14 protein-coding genes and 1 pseudogene are annotated in these 15,271 nt (G+C 70.4%); 5 read left to right on the top strand and 10 right to left on the bottom strand.

Going from position 1 to position 15,271, the window contains the following annotated elements:
* The 9 genes and pseudogenes from AC13HU_RS14400 to AC13HU_RS14360 all read right to left on the bottom strand — a co-directional run.
* Positions 1 to 512: pseudogene (locus AC13HU_RS14400) on the bottom strand (N-ethylammeline chlorohydrolase); the annotation flags it as partial.
* 70 nt (positions 513 to 582) lie between these two features.
* A complete protein-coding gene (locus tag AC13HU_RS14395; RefSeq protein WP_483042239.1) occupies positions 583 to 1,410 on the bottom strand; it encodes an aspartate/glutamate racemase family protein in 828 nt (275 codons plus the stop codon).
* 51 nt (positions 1,411 to 1,461) lie between these two features.
* Entirely contained in the window at positions 1,462 to 2,523 is a 1,062-nt protein-coding gene (locus tag AC13HU_RS14390) for a sugar phosphate isomerase/epimerase family protein (protein WP_483042238.1), read from the bottom strand.
* Positions 2,524 to 2,733: 210 nt separating this feature from the next.
* Positions 2,734 to 4,365, bottom strand: a complete 1,632-nt coding sequence (locus AC13HU_RS14385; protein ID WP_483042237.1) for an ABC transporter substrate-binding protein — start codon at positions 4,363 to 4,365, stop codon at positions 2,734 to 2,736.
* A complete protein-coding gene (locus AC13HU_RS14380; RefSeq protein ID WP_483042236.1) occupies positions 4,362 to 5,447 on the bottom strand; it encodes an ABC transporter ATP-binding protein in 1,086 nt (361 codons plus the stop codon). Before AC13HU_RS14380 ends, AC13HU_RS14385 begins: the two co-directional genes overlap by 4 nt.
* Entirely contained in the window at positions 5,444 to 6,487 is a 1,044-nt protein-coding gene (locus AC13HU_RS14375; RefSeq protein WP_483042235.1) for an ABC transporter ATP-binding protein, read from the bottom strand. The genes AC13HU_RS14380 and AC13HU_RS14375 overlap by 4 nt, the downstream gene beginning before the upstream one ends.
* A gap of 28 nt (positions 6,488 to 6,515) precedes the next feature.
* On the bottom strand, positions 6,516 to 7,532 hold the full coding sequence (locus tag AC13HU_RS14370) for an ABC transporter permease (protein ID WP_483042234.1): 1,017 nt from the start codon (positions 7,530 to 7,532) through the stop codon (positions 6,516 to 6,518).
* A 14-nt stretch (positions 7,533 to 7,546) separates the two neighbouring features.
* Positions 7,547 to 8,419 carry an ABC transporter permease gene (locus AC13HU_RS14365; protein ID WP_483042233.1) on the bottom strand — a complete coding sequence of 291 codons (873 nt, stop codon included), beginning with the start codon at positions 8,417 to 8,419 and terminating at the stop codon, positions 7,547 to 7,549.
* The gene (locus tag AC13HU_RS14360) at positions 8,416 to 9,378 is read right to left on the bottom strand and encodes a sugar phosphate isomerase/epimerase family protein (RefSeq protein WP_483042232.1); all 963 of its coding nucleotides are present in this window, start codon (positions 9,376 to 9,378) and stop codon (positions 8,416 to 8,418) included. The genes AC13HU_RS14365 and AC13HU_RS14360 overlap by 4 nt, the downstream gene beginning before the upstream one ends.
* 244 nt (positions 9,379 to 9,622) lie before the next feature.
* On the opposite strand from AC13HU_RS14360, the gene AC13HU_RS14355 reads away from it, so the two are divergent.
* Together AC13HU_RS14355 and AC13HU_RS14350 are read left to right on the top strand one after the other, a co-directional pair.
* Positions 9,623 to 10,300, top strand: coding sequence for a FadR/GntR family transcriptional regulator (locus AC13HU_RS14355; RefSeq protein ID WP_483042231.1), 678 nt, complete (start codon positions 9,623 to 9,625; stop codon positions 10,298 to 10,300).
* Between the two features lie 38 nt (positions 10,301 to 10,338).
* On the top strand, positions 10,339 to 11,568 hold the full coding sequence (locus AC13HU_RS14350; RefSeq protein WP_483042230.1) for an amidohydrolase: 1,230 nt from the start codon (positions 10,339 to 10,341) through the stop codon (positions 11,566 to 11,568).
* Positions 11,569 to 11,716: 148 nt separating this feature from the next.
* Here AC13HU_RS14350 and AC13HU_RS14345 read toward each other — a convergent pair whose 3' ends face one another.
* Positions 11,717 to 12,391, bottom strand: coding sequence for a Type 1 glutamine amidotransferase-like domain-containing protein (locus AC13HU_RS14345; RefSeq protein ID WP_483042229.1), 675 nt, complete (start codon positions 12,389 to 12,391; stop codon positions 11,717 to 11,719).
* 332 nt (positions 12,392 to 12,723) lie between these two features.
* On the opposite strand from AC13HU_RS14345, the gene AC13HU_RS14340 reads away from it, so the two are divergent.
* The 3 genes from AC13HU_RS14340 to AC13HU_RS14330 form a co-directional block, all read left to right on the top strand.
* Positions 12,724 to 13,431 (top strand): TetR family transcriptional regulator, encoded by a 708-nt coding sequence (locus tag AC13HU_RS14340; RefSeq protein WP_483042228.1) that lies wholly within the window; start codon positions 12,724 to 12,726, stop codon positions 13,429 to 13,431.
* Positions 13,424 to 14,221 carry an SDR family NAD(P)-dependent oxidoreductase gene (locus AC13HU_RS14335; protein WP_483042227.1) on the top strand — a complete coding sequence of 266 codons (798 nt, stop codon included), beginning with the start codon at positions 13,424 to 13,426 and terminating at the stop codon, positions 14,219 to 14,221. Before AC13HU_RS14340 ends, AC13HU_RS14335 begins: the two co-directional genes overlap by 8 nt.
* Positions 14,222 to 14,242: 21 nt before the next feature.
* The coding region (locus AC13HU_RS14330) for an NAD(P)-dependent alcohol dehydrogenase (protein WP_483042226.1) at positions 14,243 to 15,271 on the top strand (1,029 nt) is incomplete at its 3' end.

Here is a 15,271-nt window from a genome sequence, read left to right as displayed (position 1 = left end):
CCGACCGCCACGTTGATCCCCGCCCGGTAGCTGGGACCCACGTAGGCGCGGATGCCCAGGGCGCGGGCCGCCTCGGCGATACCGACCGCGTCCTGGTAGGACTCGGCCCAGGAACTGTGAACCTCCGAAGCGATCGGCATACAAGTCGTGATGCCGTGCAGCAGGAGTTGGGCGAGGCCGTACCGCCGGATGAAGTTCCGTTCCTCCTGGTCGAAGACATCGTGACGGCGGTGGGTGAAGTAGTCCGCCGACCACTGAAGTCCCGCGGCGGCTTCTGGTGCGGACCAGGAGTCGAGCAGCGCGTGGTCGATGTCCGACACCGCGTCGAGGTCGATAAGGCCCGGTGTCACCAGGGCCTCGCCCAGATCGATCGTCTCCCCCGCCGCGCCCTCCCGGCGCGGCCCTACATACACGATGCGCGCACCGTCGTAGACGACGGAGGCATCCTCGATCAGCACATGATCGCCCTCGCGAAAGCCGAGCACAAAACGCGCGTGCACCGTAGTCGCCATCTCAAGTCCTCTCCGGAACCCGACGGGGTCCCCGGTCATTTACGGGCGTTGGCGGGAGACCCGCGAACTGTCAGACGGGATAGGCGTCCTCGACACCCGCCCTCCGGTGCGGTACGGAGCCCCAGCCCGGACGGGACTTGGCCAACGGCCTGGCAAAGGTCGACACCTTGCTCGTCCGCAGACCGAGCCGGGCCAGCCCTTCGGCAAAGAGCAGCCCGGCGGCGACGGGGTCGATCACCGGAATGCCCAGCTCCTCCTCGAAGGAGGCCGCGCGGCCGGCAAAGCCCGCGCAGCCGAGCACCAGTGCCTCGGCACCGGAGTCGATCAGCTGACGGCCGCACGCCAGGACGGCCTCGCGGCTACGGGCGATGTCGGCGTGGGCCGACAGGACCGGGACGCCCGCGGCGAGCACGCCGACGCAGTGGTCCGCCACGCCGGCCGTCCGCAGGCTGTCCTGGATCTGCACGATGGAACGGGCCAAAGTGGTCACCACGCCGTAGCGGGGCGCCAGCATCAGCGCCACGTGCGCGGCCGCGTCGGTGATGTCCACGACCGGTACGTCCAGCAGTTCACGGGCGGCCTCCCGCCCGTGCTCGCCGAAGCCGGCCAGCACGACCGCGTCCATGCCGCCACGCCAGGTGGCAAGCCGGTCGAGCATGGCCGTCGCGGCGATGAAACTGTCCAGATAGCCCTCCGCGGAGGCCACTCCCCACTCCGGTGAGATGGCGGTGACGACCGTCCCCGGACCCGCGGCGGCCCGAGCCGACTCCCCGATGACCTCGGTCATCGACTCGGTCACATTGCAGTTGAGGACCAGGACCCGAATCGGATCAGGGCGCGGGTTCGACGCCGGACTCGACGCGGGGCCCGCGCCGGCAGGGGTGTGCTGTCTGGTCACGTCGAACCTCGCTGGGGACGGTGTCGTTTCTGGCCGGCGGGTACGGTCACGTCAGCGGTTCTCGCCGGCCGTCGCGCCGGGTGCCTGGAGGGTCGCGAGCGTCTTGCGCAGATGCTCGGCACTGCGCAGGACGAAGTCCTCGCCGTCGAACGGTGTCGCGCGGAAGTCCTCCACCGACGGCACCGTGCCGTCGGCCGAACGCCGGGCGTAGTCGTCCGCGAGGCGGACGAGCTCGGTCACCTCGTCCTCCACGAGATCGGGGTGCAGTGCACGCCAGCTCTCGTCCGCGATCCCGATCGGGATCGCCAGGGTCGGTCCCGCGGGCTCGATGGAGGCGTCCAGGTCGGGTGTGTGCTCCAGCAGCGCGCCGAGCAGGCCGGCCCAGTCGATGACCCCCAGGCCGCAGGGCGAGAAGGTCCGGGCGAGACCGACATCGATGCGCTGGAGGATCGAGTCGCGCAGGTGCGTGGCCCGGACGTACGGGGCGACCCGGCGCGCGGCGGCCACCGGTTCCTCGCCGCGCACCATGACGTTCGCGGTGTCGAAGGTGATCCCCATGACGTCAGGACCGATCGACTCGACCAGCCGGACCACCTCGGTCGTGGTGATCTCCTCGTGGGTCTCCATGTTGAGGTGGCAGTCCAGGTCGCGGGCGGCCGGCGCGAGCAGATGCAGGAACTTCTCGATCGCGACGAGTTGGTCCGCCCAGGGAGCGTCGGTACGGAACCGGTCGATGGCGTAGTAACCGGGCAGGTCGGCCTTGTAGTTGCAGCAGGCGACCCACAACTCGCCGCAGTCGGCGCCCTCGCGGCACGCCTGGAGCATGCGCAGCATGCCGCGGGTGTAGTCGCCCTCGCCCAGCCTGCGGATCTCCGGGGCCTCGGCCGCAGCGTACGGGTTGACCTTGCCGAGCCCCATCTGGAGGTAGAGGCCCAGCGTGTCCGCCTCGCGGCGGACCTCCCGGAGCAGGCCGAGGTCGAGTGTCGGCGAGATGTCGAGCACGGTACGGAAGTACACGCCCTCCATGCCCAGGTCACGGGCGTGTCCAAGGATCTCCAGGGGGATGCGGTCCGCAGCGCCGGGGATCTTCCGGCCGTCGACACCGATCTTCATAGCGGGGTTCTCCTTATGATTTCCGGCTCGGCCGCTGGGCCGAGTCACGTGCGGCCGCGGGATGCCGGCCGCAGGTACTGGGTGCTGGTACTGGGTGCTGGGTCCTCACTGCGAGGCGCAATACGTACGGCGTATGGCGTAAGGCGTAAGGCGTAAGGCGCTGGGCGTACGGCGCGATGCAAAAGGCGCTGGGCGCTGAGTGCGGGCCGGTTACCTGCCCCACTGCGCGATGGGCAGGTTGCCGGCGTACGCGAAGTGCTTGACGTCCCGGCCGAGCACGGCGGTGAACCGGGCGCGGTAGAGGATGATCGTCGGTGAGTTGTCCACCCAGAGTTTGCTGATCCGGTCGATGAGCTGCTGCTGCCGAGTCGGGTCGGTGACGCTGTTGAGTTGGGCGAGCAGCGGCTTGCTGCCGGGCAGGCAGATGTGCTGGTTGTTGAAGCTGCTGCCGCAGGTCGTCTTCTTGCGCAGTTCGTAGCTGCCGAGCGGTGTGCTGGACTCGAAGAGCAGCGCCGACTGGTACATGCCGTTGTTGAACAGGGTGCTGAAGTCGGCCGGCGGCTTCGCCACGAGGTTCACCTTGACGCCGATGGCGCGCCAGACGGACTGGAGCAGCGCCGCGAGGTCGGACACGCCGGGCGACTGAGGGTTGATCATCAGGTCGAGGTGGGGCGACTTCAGGCCCGATGCGGCAAGCAACCGCTTCGCCTTGGCGGGGTCGTAGGCCCGCGCGGTTTCGAGGGACGCGTGGTAGCCGGCCATGCCCGGCACCACGGGGCCGTAGTAGGAGTCGCCGTAGCCGTAGGCGAGCTTGGAGATGATCTGCTGGTAGGGAATGGCGTAGGTGAGGGCCTCGCGGAACTTCACATTGCTCGTGACGGGGCCCTGGTTGTTCAGCGAGACCGTGACCGGTGTGGCGCTGCCCGAGCTGACGACCTTGCAGCAGGACTTGCCGCTGACACTGTGCACGCTCTGCGGTGGCAGCCCGAGCGTCACGTCGGCCTGGCTGTTCTCGGCCTGGAGCAGCAGGGTCGGGATCGACGGGATGAAGTTGACCTGGACCTTCGGTTCGATGGCCGGGGTGCCGTAGTAGTGCGGATTGCGGACCAGGACGGCGTGGTTGTTGGGGACGTAGGTCTGCAGGACGTACGGTCCGCTGCTGCTCGCGGTGTGGCTTTGCAGCCACTGGTTCGGGCTGCCCGTCTTGACGCCGCCGTGGGCCTCGATCGGCTTGGGGTCGTAGATCGAGCCGCGGCTCTGGGACAGGCTGTAGAGGATCTCGGGATACGCCTTCCGCAGGTGCAACACCACGGTGGTCGCGTCGGGCGCGTCCACACCGGTGATCAACGGCGGGTCGGTGATGCCGAGTTGGAGCGAGAGCGCACCGCAGGCACCCATCTTCACGGTGCGTTCCAGGGAGTACTTCACCGCGTTGGCGTCGAGCGGGTCGCCGTTGGCGAACGTCTTGCCGGCGGGCAGTGTGAAGGTGTACGTCCTCCCTTCGTCCGAGACCTTCCAGCTCGTGGCGAGGTCCGGCTCCACCTTCGACGGGTCGGGGTCGGTGGTGGTGAACCCGTCCTTGTCGGTGGTGACCGACTGCTTGACCAGCCGTCCGTAGAAGCTGCCGGCCAGGGAGTTGTCGTCGCCGGGACACGAGAACGCGGGGTCGAGGCTGGAGATGCTCGTCGCCCAGTTCACCGTGAACGGGCGGTTGGACCCGGCCCCCGCGCCGTTGACGTCGGAGCCGCTACAGGCCGCGGTCATGGCCGCGGTGGCGGCAAGACCGACCGCGAGCAGGATGCGGCGGTGGGGACGGGCCGGTATCCCATCGGTTCTTGTCACTTGGCCTCCTCCCGAGGAGCTTGAGTACCGCCCTGGGTGCCGGTATGCCGGGCGAGTTGCTCCTGCATCTCGCCCGGGAAGTGGCAGGCCACCTGATGTCCGGGGACGACCTCGCGCAGCAGCGGGCGGCGCTGCGCGCAGTCGGGACGGCCGGCGCCGACCGGGCAGCGGGGCAGCAACGGGCATCCGCCGGCCGGTGCGGGACCGGCGGCCGGTTTGGCCGTGTCCAGGGCGCGCCGACTGCGCTCCATGGCGTCCGGGTCGGGGACGGGCGCGGCGAGCAGCAGCGTCACGGTGTAGGGGTGCAGCGGGTTGGCGAACAGTTCGTCGGAGTCGGCGACCTCCACGATCTCGCCGAGGTACATCACCGCGATGCGATGGCAGACGTACCGGGCCACGGCGAGGTCGTGCACGATGAACAGGCAGGTCAGGCCCAGTCCGGACTGGAGGTCCGCCAGCAGGTTGAGGACCTGGGCCTGTACCGACACGTCCAGGGCCGTCACCGGCTCGTCGAGGACGAGAAGTTCGGGGTTGAGGACGAGTGCGCGGGCGATGGCGATGCGCTGGCGTTGACCGCCGGAGAAGGCGTGGGCGTTGCGTTCGGCCAGTTCCGCCGACAGTCCCACCCGTTCGAGCATCTCCAGGGCTCGGGCCCGCCGCACCGCGGGGTCGCGCTCGCCGTGCACCAGAAGTGGTTCCTCCACGAGCCGGCGTACCGAGAAGCGCGGGTCCAGCGAGCCGTAGGGGTCCTGGAAGACCATCTGCACCCGCGAGCGCATCTGCCGCAGCTCGGCGTGCGACATCTTCCCGACGTCGTCTCCGTCGAAGACGACCGAGCCGGAATCGGGGTCGGTCATCCGCAGCGCGCACGAGGCGGCGGTGGACTTGCCGGAGCCGGACTCGCCGACGAGTCCGAGGGTTTCGCCCCGGCGTACCTCGAAGGAGACCTGTCGCAGCGCGTGTACCTGCCCGGTCCTGCGGGTGCCTATGCCGGCGCGTCGGCCGCCGAAGGATTTGGTGAGGCCCGTGACGCGCAGCAGCACGTCGGGTTCGGTGGCCGGCTGGACCGGCGCGGAAGTCATTCGGTGTCCTCCAGCTCTTCGGTGCCGGGGAAGTGGCACTTGGTGGCGCGCTCGGCGCCCGGCGCACCGAGGCTGACGAGCACCGGTTCCCGGCTCCGGCAGACGGGCTTGCCCCGGCCGGTCGGGCAGCGTGGCTCGAAGGAACAGCCCGTGATGGGCATGGTGGGGTCGGGGAGTGTGCCGGGGATCGTGGACAGCCGCCCCTGCGGGACCTGGTCGGTCCTCAGCACGCACTTGATCAGCTCGCGGGAGTAGGGGTGTCCTGCCGCGGAGAACAGGTCCCGGCTGCCGCTGGCCTCGACCAGTTGGCCGGCGTACATGACCTTCACCGAGTCGCAGTAGCCGGCGACGATGCCGAGGTTGTGCGTGATCAGCATCAGGGCCGCGCCGCGGTCGGTCACCAGACGGTCGAGCAGTTGCAGTACCTGGGCCTGGGTGGTCACATCGAGCGCGGTGGTCGGCTCGTCGGCGATCACCAGCTCGGGCGAGTTGGCGAGCGCCATCGCGATCAGTACGCGCTGCCGCATGCCGCCGGAGTACTGGTGCGGGTAGTCCGCCAACCGGTCGGCGGCGTTGACCACACCGACCTCGCCGAGCAGGTCGGCGGCCAGCTTCCGGGCGGCCTTGCGGGTCATGTCCTGATGGGCGCGGATGCCCTCCACCATCTGGGAGCCGATGCTGCGGATCGGGTCCAGCGCGCTCATGGGGTCCTGGAAGACCAGGGAGATCCGGCGGCCGCGGACGTGGGACATCTCGGAGTCCGGCAGCCCGCGCAGATCCTGTCCGTCGAGCAGCACCTCCCCCTCGGTCACCCGGCCGGGTGGCTGGAGGAGGCCGACGATGGACATGGCCATGGCCGACTTGCCCGAACCCGACTCCCCCACGATCGCCATGCGCTCGCGGCGGTGGACGGTGAAGCTGACGTCCCGTACGGCGGCCACCCTTCCCCGGGGGGTGGCGAACTCGGTGCGCAGGCCCTTGACCTGGAGCAGGGCATCAGTAGGGGGTGTGGTCGTGGCGGTTGCTGGTGTCTGAGCCATCAGCTCGGCTCCTGTCCGGTTTGTCGTCTCACTTGGCGCCGACTCGGATACGGGGATCGATGGTTGAGTAGGTGACGTCGGCGAGGAAGCCGACCGCCACGTAGAGGAAGGCGCTCAGGACGATGACTCCCTGGACGACCGAGAAGTCCTTCTGGAGGATCGCGTCGACGGTGAGCGAGCCGACGCCGGGCCAGCCGAACACCTTCTCCACCAGGACGCTGCCGGTCATCAGCTCCGCGAGGAGCATCGCGGTGGCGGCCACCAGTGGAAGCAGCGAGTTGGGCACGACATGGCGCAGGAACGCGGCCCGGCGGGTGATGCCCCGGCTCCGCGCGACCAGTACGAACGGTTCCCGGATCGTGTTGCGCAGCTGCGACCGGAACAGCCGGCTGAGGAAGGCGAACGGTCCGACCGCGATCGTGCAGCCGGGCAGGATCAGATGCCAGAGGGCGTTGACGAAGGTCGGGAGCTGGCCGGCGAGCAGGGCGTCGACGGTGTAGAGCCCGGTGACGTCGTGGGGCGCCGCTCTGCCCGGCGACAGTCGTCCCTCCGGGCCGGGAAAGACCCCGAGCTTGACCGAGAGCAGCAGGATGGCCACGAGGGCGAGCCAGAACGGTGGGGAGCCCATCGCCAGCGACGAGGCGGTCCGCAGCGAGACGTCGGCGCCCCGCTTGCGGCGGAAGACCGCGACGGCGCCGAAGACGAGTGCCGACACCACGGCGATGAACACACCGGTCAGGCCGAGTTCGATCGTGGCCGGCAGCCGGGAGCGCAGCAGGCCGGTCACCGGTTGACCGGTGCTGAAGGAGAATCCGAGGTCTCCGTGCGCGAGTGCGGTGAGGTAGTCCCAGAACTGCATCGGCAGTGACTTGTCGAGCCCCATCGAGGCGCGGATGTTGGCGATTGTCGTCTGGTTGGCAAGGTCACCGCCGACGAGCCGGGCCGGGTCGCCGGGCAGTTTGCGCAGCATGAGGAAGGAGAACACCAGCGCGCCGAGGATGGTGGTGATTCCGACGGCGAGCCGCTTGGAGATGGTGGCGAGCATCAGGGTCCCTCCGGTCAGTCGGCCACGATGTACTCGCCGCGGGGGTCGAGGATTTCGCGGGTCCGGTCGGCGACGACGGTGGTCAAGGTCACGGCGATGAGCAGCACGAGGCCGGGGAAGGCCGCGACCCACCACTGGCCGGTCAGGAAGAACTGCTGGCCGTCGGTGATCATCGAGCCGAGCTCGGCGGTCGGTGGCTGGGCACCCATGCCGAGGAAGCCCAGTGCCGCGAGCGAGAGGACCGCCGCGCCGAAGACGGCCGCCATCTGCAGCACGATGGTGGAGATCAGGTGCGGGAAGATGTGGACGAACAGGGTCCGGCGCCGGGTCGCCCCGATCGCCCGGGTGGACTTGACGAAATCCTTGGCGGAGATCCGCATGACCTCGCTGCGCAGGGTCCGCATGTACCAGGGGAACGAGTGGATCGACAGGCCGATCACCACCGCGGGTATGCCGGGTTTGAGGGCCATCACGACCGCCATCGCGAGCATGATCGAGGGGAAGCAGAGGATCGAGTTGGTCAGCCAGGTCAGGACCGTGTCGACGTAGCCGCCCAGCGCCCCGGCGAGCAGACCGGTGACACAGCCGAGGACCGCCCCGGCCAGGGCGACGACGAGGCCCGCGCCGAGCGAGGCCCGCGCGCCGATCAGTACCCGGGCGAGCATGTCCCGGCCGAGGTTGTCGGTCCCCAGCGGGTGGTGGGTAGAGGGCGGGGTGAACTGCTGGGCCAGATCGACCGTGTTGGAGTTGTCCGGCCACACGAGCGGGCCGAAGACCACGACCAGGGCGAGGACTCCCAGCGCGCTCAGGGCGACCACCAGGACCTTGTCGTTCTCCGAGACCCGGCGGCGCACCGTGCGCAGTCGGGCTGAGGCGATGGTTGTCACGGCTGCTCTCCAGAGATCGTGACCAGTACGGAACGTACGTGGGTGATACTTCGGCGCAGTTCGGCGCGGTATCCGGCGGTGTCGGTCCGCGACGCGGAGTCGACCGGCCGCCGGCCGCCCTGCTCGGCCGCGAAGCGTTCACAGCGCACCGCGGCGCGCACCAGGCGGGCCAACTCCCTTGGCCTGATGTGGGGTTCGCGGTCGAACCAGTCGTCCCGGAACATCTCCGTGTCGAACTGGCCGCGATGCTGCTCGAAGACGAGGTGCCGGGCCGGAGCGTCCCGGACAAGGGCGTCCAGGATCGCGGTCCAGTCGAGCACTCCGTCGCCGCAGGGCCGCAGTTCGCGGCGCAGACCCGCGGGGGCGAAGTACAGCGCGACGTCCTCCAGATGGGTCTGATGGACGTACGGCGCGAGTCGCCGGGTCACCTCGACCGGGTCCTCGGCGCGTACGACGAGGTTCGCCACGTCCAGGCTCACCCCGAACACGTCGGTGCCGGCGGTCTCGACCAGCCGGACCACCTCGTCCGAGGAGAGATCCTCGTGGGTCTTGACGTTGAGCCGGCAACCGTGCTCCAGCAGCGTCGGCCGCAGGGCGGCCAACGTCTGCTGGATCTGCTGTAGTTGATCGGCGTGCGAGGGCGAGGCGCGCTGCCGCTCGGTCCTGGTGTAGGCGAAGAACTGGTCGCAGCCCAGGGCCACCGCGGCACCGATCATCGCGGTGAGTTCGGCGACGCGTTCGGCGGTGTCACCGTGCGGGCCGAGGCAGCCCACCCCGGCTTCGACGAACAGGCCGCATTCGTCGGCGGCCCGCCGGGCCGCCAGTAGTTCGGCCCGATCCAGCGACGGACTGACCGCGCGGGGGGTGGCGAAGAGCACGCCACCCAGGCCCAGTTCGCGGGCCAGGTCAAGAGCTGCCGGCCAGTCGCCCTCGTCGATCCCCTGTACCGGGCCACACATGGCTCCAACACGCATGGTCCTACGCGGATCTGAGGCTCGGTCAGGGAGGACACATGGCTCGTTTTGATCGAAGGCGATACGCGGGGACGTTGTCGTCATGTAATCTGACTATCAGACGTATGATGTTTCTGGATAGGGGCCTCGATGGACTTTCGGCAGATCCTTGGAGCCGCACGTCATGGCACCACCGCCGCCGCTCGGCCGGCGAGGACCCGACCGACCGCCAGGAAGGTGGGGGGCTTAAGTGCCGCGCTTCAACCGCGCTTCCGCAGTACAGGTCGCCATTGAGGAGATCCGCTACCAGATCCGCGAGGGGAACTGGGCGCTGGGTGACCGGCTGCCGTCCGAGGCGGAACTCGCCCAGACCATGGGCCTCAGCCGACCGCCGCTGCGCGAGGCCATCGGCGCGCTCACCTACGCCGGCCTGCTCTCCGTACGACAGGGCGACGGCACGTACGTGATCGCGATCGACGAGACAACCGTGGCACTCAACCGCAAACTCATGGACAGCAAGACCCGGGATGTCCTCGAAGTACGACGCGGCCTGGACACGGCCGCGGTCCAACTGGCCACCGCACGGCGCACCGAGGACGACCTGGAGGCGATGGCCGACATCCTGCGGCGCCGGCGCGAGGCCGCCGCCACGGGTGACCAGTCGACCTTCGTCGACGCCGACGTCTCCTTCCACCTGGCCGTCGCGAAGGCCGCCGGCAACTCCCTTCTGCTGGACCTCTACGAGGGGCTCTCGCTGGCCATGCGGGAGTCCCTCGACGCGACCCGGTCGCTCGAACACGCCGTCGGCGAGGGCGGCGACGACCACGAGGCCCTGTTCGACGCGATCAGGACGGGGGACGCGGCACGCGCCTGCGACATCGTCCTGTCGATCATCGCCGGGCAGGAGCAGCAGTGCGCGCTGCGGTGACCCGGCCCCGCCAGGGCCGCTGAAACTTACGGAGAGCCATGACGAGTTCGAAGAAGATCATCGCCGTACGCCCCTGGGCGGGCGAGTTGAGCGACATCCTCGTCGAGGACGGCCGGATCACGCAGGTGCTGCCGGCCGGCGGCGCGACGGCGCGGGACGAGCCGGGCGTCATCGACGGACACGGGCGGATCGCGCTGCCCTCCTTCACCGACGCGCACGCCCACCTCGACTCCACCCGGCTCGGCCTGCCGTTCCGCCCGCACACCGCGGGGCCGGGTCTTGAGGGCCTGATCGAGAACGACCGGTCCAACTGGCGTTCCGCGGAGGCGAGCGTCGGCGAGCGGGCGACCCACACGCTCGGCAGGACCATCGCCTCGGGCGCCACCGCCGTACGCAGCCACGCCCAGGTCGACACGGAATCCGGCCTCGCCCGTCTCGACGGCGTCCTCGCCGCACGCGAAGCGCACAAGGACCGGGCGACGGTCCAGATCGTCGCCTTCCCGCAGGCCGGGATCGTCCGCGACCGCGGCACCGCCGACCTGCTGGCCGACGCGCTCGCCGGCGGCGCGGATCTGGTGGGCGGCATCGACCCCTGCGGCCTCGATCGCGATCCCGTCGAGCACCTGGACATCGTGTTCGGCCTGGCCGAACGCCACCGGACCGGCCTGGACCTGCATCTCCACGAGGTGGGCGAGCTCGGGGCCTTCACTCTCGGCCTCATCTTCGACCGGGTCCGCGCCCTGTCCATGCAGGGCAAGGTGACGATCTCGCACGCCTTCGCGCTCGCCACATCGCAGGCCGCCCGGGTCGAGGAACTGGTCACCCAGCTCGCCGAACTCGACATCGCCCTCACCACGATCGCCCCGAGCGGCCGACGCACCCTGCCCCTGGAACTGCTGGCCGAGCACCGCGTGCGGGTGGGCCTGGGCCAGGACGGCATTCGGGACTACTGGTCGCCGTTCGGAGACGGCGACATCCTCGGCCGCACCTGGCAGCTCGCGTTCACCAACCAGCTGCGTCGCGACGAGCACATCGAGCGCTGCGTCGCGCTGGCCACCGTGGGCGGCCGAGCCGTCCTGGCGGGCGGCGAGGCCGGCGCCGCCTGGACCGCCCCCGCCCCGGAACCCCGCGGTGTGGCCGAGGGTGACCCCGCCGACCTCGTCCTGTTCTCCGGAGAGACGGTGACCAGCGCGGTGATGGACCGGCCGCAGGACCGCGTCGTCATCCACCAGGGCAGGGTCGTTGCCGAGGACGGCGTGCTGGTCTGAGCCTCGCGGGCGAGCACGCGTGAGCCGCGCTGCCCGCGGGCCTTGTCAGCCGCACGGGCCTTCCCCGCCGCACGGAGGCCGGCAACGCCGGCGGGCGCGAGTGCCGTTGGCAGCGCGGACCAGCTGCACGCCGGTCGACAGTCGACGTTCATGATGCCGGGTCGAACAGTCTCCAGTTCCCCTCGGAGACGACCTCGACGCCGCCGTCGGTCACCTTGACGGCGGTCTGAGCGTCGATGGCGTACGCCGGACCCCCGATCTCGGCGGCCCACCGTTCCGCCTCGGCCATGCTGTTCTCCGGACAATCCGGGCTGTCGAGGTGCGGGAAGAGGGAGAAATCGACGAGCCCCAGCGTGCTGTCGTCACCGGTGGGCGGCTTCCAGCCGACGAACTCCGCCCCGATGCGGGGAGTCAGCACCATGCTCCCGGCACTGAGCCCCACGTAGACCGTGTCACGCAACGACGGGAAGAGGTCGGCCAGTCCGGACTCCCGCATCCAGTGGCACAGGTACAGCGCGTCACCGCCGTTCACCAGCAGGACGTCCGCCTCCCGGACCCAGGAGACCCAGCGTTCCTGGTCGATACTGGGCAGCGCGGTGAGCTCCAGCACGCCCACCGACTTCCACCCCAGGTCGGTCATCGGACCAGGAGACCGTCCGCTGACGAAACGCCAGGGCCCGCCCGGATCCGCGTACGGTCCCGCGTACCCCGCGGTGGGAATGCACAACGCATCGGCCTCGGCGATCGGCTTACCCAGCAGATCGACCAGCGCCGCCAGGATGCTCGCGTTCCTGACACCGGAGTCGGTAAGGAGAAGCTTCATCACGCCCCCCGCAATGACCACACCGTGAAAGTAGATCGGACGACGCTAGCACAGCCCATGCCGCGGGGCAGAGGCGTGAGCGGGGGCCGTTCTCCTGCCTGCTTCGGCGGGCGCGGGCGCGTCAGGCGGGGTCCAGCCGGCGGTAGTGCAACTCCGGGTGACTCCGGCACGTCGGCGGAGGCGTTCTCGCGTTCCCGACGCACCGTGGAGGTCTCCAGCCGTCGGCGCCCGCCCCCACCGCGCCGGCACCGGAGAACGTCGATGTCCCGGTGGGACATATGTCTCACCGGGAAAAATGTCCCGGCGGGACATCGGGACGTACCGTCGAAAACATGGACATCGACGAACCAGAACCGGCCGGAGCCGCCGTGGCGGACCGGCGGCTGCTGCGGGCGCGCCGCACCCGCGAGGCGCTCGCCACCGCCGCCGTCGAGCTGATCCTGGAACGGGGTCTGGCCGCCACCACGGTGGAAGCCGTCGCCGACCGCGCGGACGTCACCCGGCGCACCTTCAGCCGGTACTTCACCGGCAAGGAGGACGCCGCCCTCGGCTTCGTCCGCGACGACGGCGAGCGGATCAACGCGGCGCTGCGCGCCCGGCCGGCGGGCGAACCGCCGCTGCTGGCCTATCGCCGGGCCGTCCGCGCCTGGCTGGCCGACCGGGATACCCCTGCCCGGCAACTGCGCCCCCAGATGCGCCGGATCGTCGGTCTCCTCGACCGGGAACCGACCCTGTTCGCCGCGTACGAGCGCATCCGCGTCGACGCCCAGGAGGAATCGATCCGGATCATCGCCGACCGCCTCGGCACCGACGGCCTCCGGGACCTGCGCCCGGCCGTCGTCGTGGAGGCCGCAGCGGGCGTGCTGACCGCCGCACTGCGCGCCTGGGCCCGCAGTCCGGACGGCCAGGACGGCGCCGGCGCCGACCTCGCCGACCTCGTGGAACGGGCATACGACGCCCTGTCCTGGGAAGTCGCCTCGGCGGCCTCCCACCGCACCACCGACGAACCACCCACTACTGAACTACCGACTGATGAGTGAGACCACCATGAGCACCACACCCACACCCACCGCCGACGCCACCGAGTTCGCCGGCCGCACCGCCCTGGTCACCGGGGCCGCGTCCGGCATCGGCCTGGCCACCGCCCGGCGGCTGGCCGCCGGCGGCGCCAACGTCGTCCTCGCCGACTTCGACACCACGGGCGCCGAGAAGGCAGCTGCCGAGCTGACCGCCGAGGGGCGGACGGCCGCCGCCACCACCTTGGACGTCACCCTCCCGGACTCGGTCGAGGCCGCCGTCCGCTTCGCCACCGAGACCTACGGCGGCCTCCACCTCGCCGTGAACAACGCCGGAATCGGCGGCCCCAGCGCACCCACCGGCGCGTACGACATCGCGCAGTACGACCGCGTCATCCGCACCAACCTCGACGGCGTCTTCTACTGCCTGCGCCACGAACTGCCCGCCATCCAGGCCGCCGGCCGCGGCGGCGCCATCGTCAACGTCGCCTCCATCCTCGGCTCCGTCGGCTTCGCCGGCTCGCCCGCGTACGTGGCCGCCAAACACGGCGTTGTCGGACTGACCAAGACCGCCGCCGCCGAGTACTCCGCCCAGGGCATCCGGATCAACTCGGTCGGCCCCGGCTTCATCGAGACCCCGCTGCTGCGGCAGATGGACGAGCAGGCGCGCGCCGCGCTCGTCGCGCTGCACCCGGCCGGGCGGCTGGGCCGACCCGAAGAAGTCGCCGAACTGATCGCGTTCCTGCTCTCCGACCGCGCCTCGTTCATCACCGGCAGCTACCACCTGGTCGACGGCGCCTACACCGCCGTCTGAACCCCTGGAAAGGAGACCACCATGAAGGCCCTGCAGTACCACACCATCGGCGCCGCCCCCCAGGTAGTGACCATCCCCGACCCCGAGCCCGGCCCCGGCCAGGTGCTCCTGAAGGTCACCGCCGCCGGCGTGTGCCACAGCGACATCGCCGTCATGAGCTGGCCCGCCGACAGCTTCCCGTACCCGCTGCCCCTCACCCTCGGCCACGAAGGCGTCGGCACCGTCGCCGCACTCGGCACCGGTACCACCGGAGTCCGCGTGGGCGACGCCGTCGCCGTCTACGGTCCCTGGGGCTGCGGCCGGTGTGCCAAGTGCGCCGAAGGCAAGGAGAACTACTGCCTGCGCGCCGACGAGCTCGGCATCCGTCCGCCCGGCCTGGGCGCCCCCGGCGCCATCGCCGAATACCTCCTCGTCGACGACCCGCGCCACCTCGTCCCCCTGGACGGGCTCGACCCGGTCGCCGCCGTCCCCCTGACCGATGCCGGCCTCACGCCGTACCACGCCATCAAGCGAGCCCTGCCCAAGCTCGTCCCCGGCTCCACCGCGGTCGTCATCGGCACCGGCGGTCTCGGACACACCGCGATCCAGCTGCTGCGGGCACTCACCCCGGCCCGGATCATCGCCCTGGACATCAACGACGACAAGCTGAAACTGGCCCGCAAGGTCGGCGCCCACGAAACGGTGCTCTCCGACGACAACGCCCCCGCCGCCGTCCGCGAGCTGACCGGCGGCCTCGGCGCGCAGGCCGTCTTCGACTTCGTCGGCGCCGCCCCCACCGTCCGCATCGCCGGAGCCGTGGCCGCGGTCGAGGCCGAGGTGTCCCTCGTGGGCATCGGCGGCGGCACCCTCCCGGTCGGATTCGGCGCGCTCCCGCACGAAGTCTCGGTCACCGCCCCCTACTGGGGCTCCCGCACCGAACTCCAGGAAGTACTGGCCCTCGCCCGCACCGGCGCCGTCTCCGTCCACACCCAGACCTTCTCCCTGGACGAGGCGCCGCACGCATACGAGCAGTTGCACGCCGGCGCGATCAACGGCCGCGCGGTCATCCTC

Source organism: Streptomyces sp. NH27, assembly GCF_056859195.1.
This window is presented reverse-complemented; position numbering and strand designations above follow the sequence as displayed.

What these genes read in the sequence shown, in the direction of transcription:
- AC13HU_RS14390 (WP_483042238.1), bottom strand. Translation starts at nt 2,523, where the DNA reads ATGAAGATCGGTGTCGACGGCCGGAAGATCCCCGGCGCTGCGGACCGC.
- AC13HU_RS14380 (WP_483042236.1), bottom strand. Translation starts at nt 5,447, where the DNA reads ATGACTTCCGCGCCGGTCCAGCCGGCCACCGAACCCGACGTGCTGCTG.
- AC13HU_RS14375 (WP_483042235.1), bottom strand. Translation starts at nt 6,487, where the DNA reads ATGGCTCAGACACCAGCAACCGCCACGACCACACCCCCTACTGATGCC.
- AC13HU_RS14370 (WP_483042234.1), bottom strand. Translation starts at nt 7,532, where the DNA reads ATGCTCGCCACCATCTCCAAGCGGCTCGCCGTCGGAATCACCACCATC.
- AC13HU_RS14360 (WP_483042232.1), bottom strand. Translation starts at nt 9,378, where the DNA reads ATGTGTGGCCCGGTACAGGGGATCGACGAGGGCGACTGGCCGGCAGCT.
- AC13HU_RS14350 (WP_483042230.1), top strand. Translation starts at nt 10,339, where the DNA reads ATGACGAGTTCGAAGAAGATCATCGCCGTACGCCCCTGGGCGGGCGAG.
- AC13HU_RS14345 (WP_483042229.1), bottom strand. Translation starts at nt 12,391, where the DNA reads ATGAAGCTTCTCCTTACCGACTCCGGTGTCAGGAACGCGAGCATCCTG.
- AC13HU_RS14340 (WP_483042228.1), top strand. Translation starts at nt 12,724, where the DNA reads ATGGACATCGACGAACCAGAACCGGCCGGAGCCGCCGTGGCGGACCGG.
- AC13HU_RS14335 (WP_483042227.1), top strand. Translation starts at nt 13,424, where the DNA reads ATGAGTGAGACCACCATGAGCACCACACCCACACCCACCGCCGACGCC.